Source organism: Mesorhizobium sp. M2A.F.Ca.ET.037.01.1.1 (assembly GCF_003998075.1).
In the GTDB taxonomy this organism is placed as follows: domain Bacteria; phylum Pseudomonadota; class Alphaproteobacteria; order Rhizobiales; family Rhizobiaceae; genus Mesorhizobium.
The window spans coordinates 1-3,503 of sequence record NZ_RZSA01000734.1; the positions used below are offsets into that span (position 1 = coordinate 1).

Consider the following 3,503-nt stretch of genomic DNA (forward strand, 5'->3'; position numbering starts at 1 on the left):
CGGCACCTTCGGCGAGCTGATGGGCCTGCCGGAAGTGGCGCGTCACGCGCAGGCGGTCGCCTCGGAGATCGAAAGCCGGCTCGGCGCCCTGTCGTCGATCGTTAGTGGGCGCTGAAAATCCACGACGGTGCAGGCAAGCGAATTGGTATTTCCGTCCGGGCAGGGCTGTCAAAACGGAAAATCCTGCTTTGTATATAGACTCAGTAGACTAATAATTGACGACGAAATCCGCCATGTCCGGATCAATCGTTGGGACAGGTCAAACCGGGAGACTTCCATGCCGCAGAATGATCGCGATGCAGTCAAATTCGCTTATTGGGTGCCGAACGTCTCGGGTGGCCTTGTCATCTCGAACATCGAGCAGAGGACCAATCATTCGGCCGAGTACAACCGCAAGCTGGCGCAGATCGCCGAGCAGGCGGGCTTCGATTATGCGCTCAGCCAGATCCGCTTCACGGCAGGCTACGGCGCCGACGAGCAGCATGAGTCGGTATCGTTCAGCCACGACCTGCTCGCGGCCACCAAGACGCTGAAGGTGATCGCCGCGATCCTGCCCGGGCCGTGGAACCCGGCGCTGGCGGCAAAGCAGCTCGCCACCATCAGCTATCTCACCAATGGCCGGGTCGCCATCAATCTCGTCTCCGGCTGGTTCCGCGGCGAATTCCACGCCATCGGCGAGCATTGGCTCGACCATGACGAGCGTTACCGGCGGTCGGAAGAATTCATCCGCGCGCTGCGCGGCATCTGGACCGAGGACAGCTTCACCTTCCGCGGCGACTTCTACCGTTTCAACCAGTATTCGCTGAAGCCGAAGCCGCCGCAGCCGCTGCCGGAGATCTTCCAGGGAGGTTCGTCGCGCGCGGCCCGCGACATGGCCTCGCGTGTCTCGGACTGGTATTTCACCAATGGCAACACGCCCGCCGAGATCGCCAAGCAGGTCGACGACATCCAGGCAAAGGCCAAAGCCAACAACCACTCGGTCAAGGTCGGCGTCAACGCTTTCGCCATCGTGCGCGAGACCGAGGAAGAGGCAAAGGCGGTGCTGGCCGAGATCATCGCCAAGGCCAATCCGGAGGCTGTCAGTGCCTTTGGCCACGAGGTCAAGAATGCCGGCAAGGCCTCGCCGGAAGGCGAGGGCAACTGGGCGAAGTCGTCCTTCGACGATCTGGTGCAATACAATGACGGTTTCCGCTCGAACCTGATCGGCACACCGAAACAGGTGGCGGAGCGTATCGTCGATCTGAAGCGCGCCGGCGCCGATCTCATCCTGCTCGGCTTCCTGCATTTCCAGGAAGAGGTCGAGTATTTCGGCAAGCACGTCATTCCGCTCGTGCGCGAGCTGGAAAACGCGGAAGCCGCGGCGGCGCTCGCCGCCGAATAACAACGCCAGCCGCCGGCCGGAACTCGTCCGGCCAGCCGACGATCATGAACCGCACGCCCGATCGGGCGCGCGGCAGGGACCGTGCGTGCCTTCGCTACAGTTGGGGACGATGGAATGCCGATATCAAACCATGCCTTCGGGGCGGTCGAGGCTTCGGTCTATGCGCCGGAGATCTTCGCGCAAGGGCTGCCGCCCGCTCAGCGGCAGGCTCACGGCGACAGGTCTCGACAGGCTGCGGCGGAAGACGCCGCGCCGCTTCTCGCTCTCGAGGGCATAGGCCTGTCTTTCGGCGGCGTGGTGGCGCTGGCGGATGTGGATCTGTCGGTTCGGTCCGGCGAGATACGCGCCATCATCGGCCCGAACGGCGCCGGCAAGAGCTCGCTGATCAATGTCATCAGCGGCGTCTACCGGCCTGATCGCGGCCATGTCCGTCTCGATGGCGCGCGCTATGCCCAGGTCCCGACGCACCGGCTGGCACATCTCGGCGTCGCCCGCACCTTTCAGAACCTCGCTCTGTTCAAGGGGCTCAGCGTCCTCGACAATGTCGCGTCCGGCCTTGCCTACAGGACAAGGTCCAACTTCGCCGGACAGATCCTCGGCATCGGCCGCGCACGCCGCGAGCAGCAGGAGCAGCGCGGGCGCGCCGATCAGGTTCTCGAATTCCTGCACCTGACCGATGTTCGCGACCGGCTGGCCGGCACGCTGCCTTATGGCCTGCAGAAGCGTGCCGAGCTTGCCCGGGCGCTGGTCGCCGAACCGCGGCTGCTTTTGCTCGACGAACCCATGGCCGGCATGACGGCGGGCGAGAAGAGCGAGATGGCGGCCTATGTGCGCGCCGCGCGCGACCGCTTCGCCACCACCGTCGTGCTGATCGAGCACGATGTCGGCGTCGTCATGGGCCTGTCGGACCGCATCGCCGTGCTCGATTACGGGCGCAAGATCGCTGACGGCACGCCGGATGAGGTCAGGAATGATCAGCGCGTCATCGACGCCTATCTGGGCGTCGCGTCCGACAATGAGGACGGGGCAGGGATATGATCGGCGACTTCGACTACCAGTTCTTCCTCGAAGTGCTGACCGGCGGTCTGCTCTCCGGCGTCATGTACTCGCTGGTCGCGATCGGCTTCGTGCTGATCTACAAGACGTCCGGCGTGCTCAACTTCGCGCAAGGCGCGCTGCTCCTGTTCGCGGCGCTGACCTTCGTCAGTCTCGTCGAGCGCGGCGTGCCGTTCGCGCTGGCCTTGGCCGTCACCTTCGCCATCATGGTGGCGCTCGGCATCGGCATCGAGCGCACAGTGCTGAGGCCGCTCACCAATAAGCCGCCCATCACCCTGTTCATGGCGACGCTCGGCCTTTCCTACATCATCGAAGGCGCCGCCCAGCTCATCTGGGGCACGCAGGTGCACGGCCTCGAGCTCGGCATCGAGGACGTGCCGCTGGAAGTCGGCGGCGTGCTGATCAGCCAGTTCGACATCTTCGCCGCCGCGGTGGCCGCGGTCATGGTGCTCTTGTTGTCGCTGTTCTTCCGCTACACCCGCATCGGCTTGAGCTTCCGCGCCGTCGCCGACGACCAGTTCGCGGCTCTAGCCGTCGGGCTACGGCTGCCGCTGATTTGGGCGAGCGTATGGGCCGCGGCAGGTCTCGTCGCGCTGGTGGCCGGACTGCTCTGGGGCGCGCGTCTCGGCGTCCAGTTCTCGCTGTCGCTGGTGGTGCTCAAGGCGCTGCCGGTGCTGGTGCTGGGTGGCTTCGATTCCATCCTCGGCGCGATTGTCGGCGGGCTTTTGATCGGCGCCAGCGAGAAACTCGCCGAGGTCTATATCGGCGACTATTTCGGCGGCGGCATAGAAAGCTGGTTCGCCTATGTCGTGGCGCTCGTCTTCCTGCTCATCCGCCCATCAGGCCTGTTCGGCCAGAAGCTTGTCGAAAGGGTCTGACGATGAGCGCCGTCGCCACGCAATTGTCTCCGGTCGCCGCCCTGCCGAAATGGCTGGCGCCGCTGCTCCTCATCGCCTTCGCCTATGTCGTCGTCCCGCTGATCGGCAGTTCGTATTTGTTCGAGGCGATCCTGCTGCCTTTCCTGGCGCTCAGCCTGGCGGGCCTGGGACTGAACATCCTCACCGGC

3 protein-coding genes and 1 pseudogene are annotated in these 3,503 nt (G+C 64.5%); all 4 read left to right on the forward strand.

The genetic code is table 11. The features are described from left to right. Window positions 1–277 precede the first annotated feature (277 nt). Window positions 278–1,381, forward strand: a complete 1,104-nt coding sequence (gene sfnG / locus EOA27_RS27935; RefSeq protein WP_126081791.1) for a dimethylsulfone monooxygenase SfnG — start codon at window positions 278–280, stop codon at window positions 1,379–1,381. Between the two features lie 114 nt (window positions 1,382–1,495). Then, window positions 1,496–2,419 carry an ABC transporter ATP-binding protein gene (locus EOA27_RS27940; RefSeq protein ID WP_126081792.1) on the forward strand — a complete coding sequence of 308 codons (924 nt, stop codon included), beginning with the start codon at window positions 1,496–1,498 and terminating at the stop codon, window positions 2,417–2,419. Continuing rightward, complete coding sequence (locus EOA27_RS27945; protein ID WP_189343372.1) at window positions 2,419–3,315, forward strand: branched-chain amino acid ABC transporter permease; 897 nt, start codon at window positions 2,419–2,421, stop codon at window positions 3,313–3,315. The genes EOA27_RS27940 and EOA27_RS27945 overlap by 1 nt, the downstream gene beginning before the upstream one ends. Window positions 3,316–3,317: 2 nt before the next feature. After that, a pseudogene (locus tag EOA27_RS27950) lies at window positions 3,318–3,503 on the forward strand (branched-chain amino acid ABC transporter permease); the annotation flags it as partial.

Excerpts from the sequence above, each read along its gene's own strand:
- sfnG (WP_126081791.1), top strand. The coding sequence starts at position 278 with ATGCCGCAGAATGATCGCGATGCAGTCAAATTCGCTTATTGGGTGCCG.
- EOA27_RS27940 (WP_126081792.1), top strand. The coding sequence starts at position 1,496 with ATGCCGATATCAAACCATGCCTTCGGGGCGGTCGAGGCTTCGGTCTAT.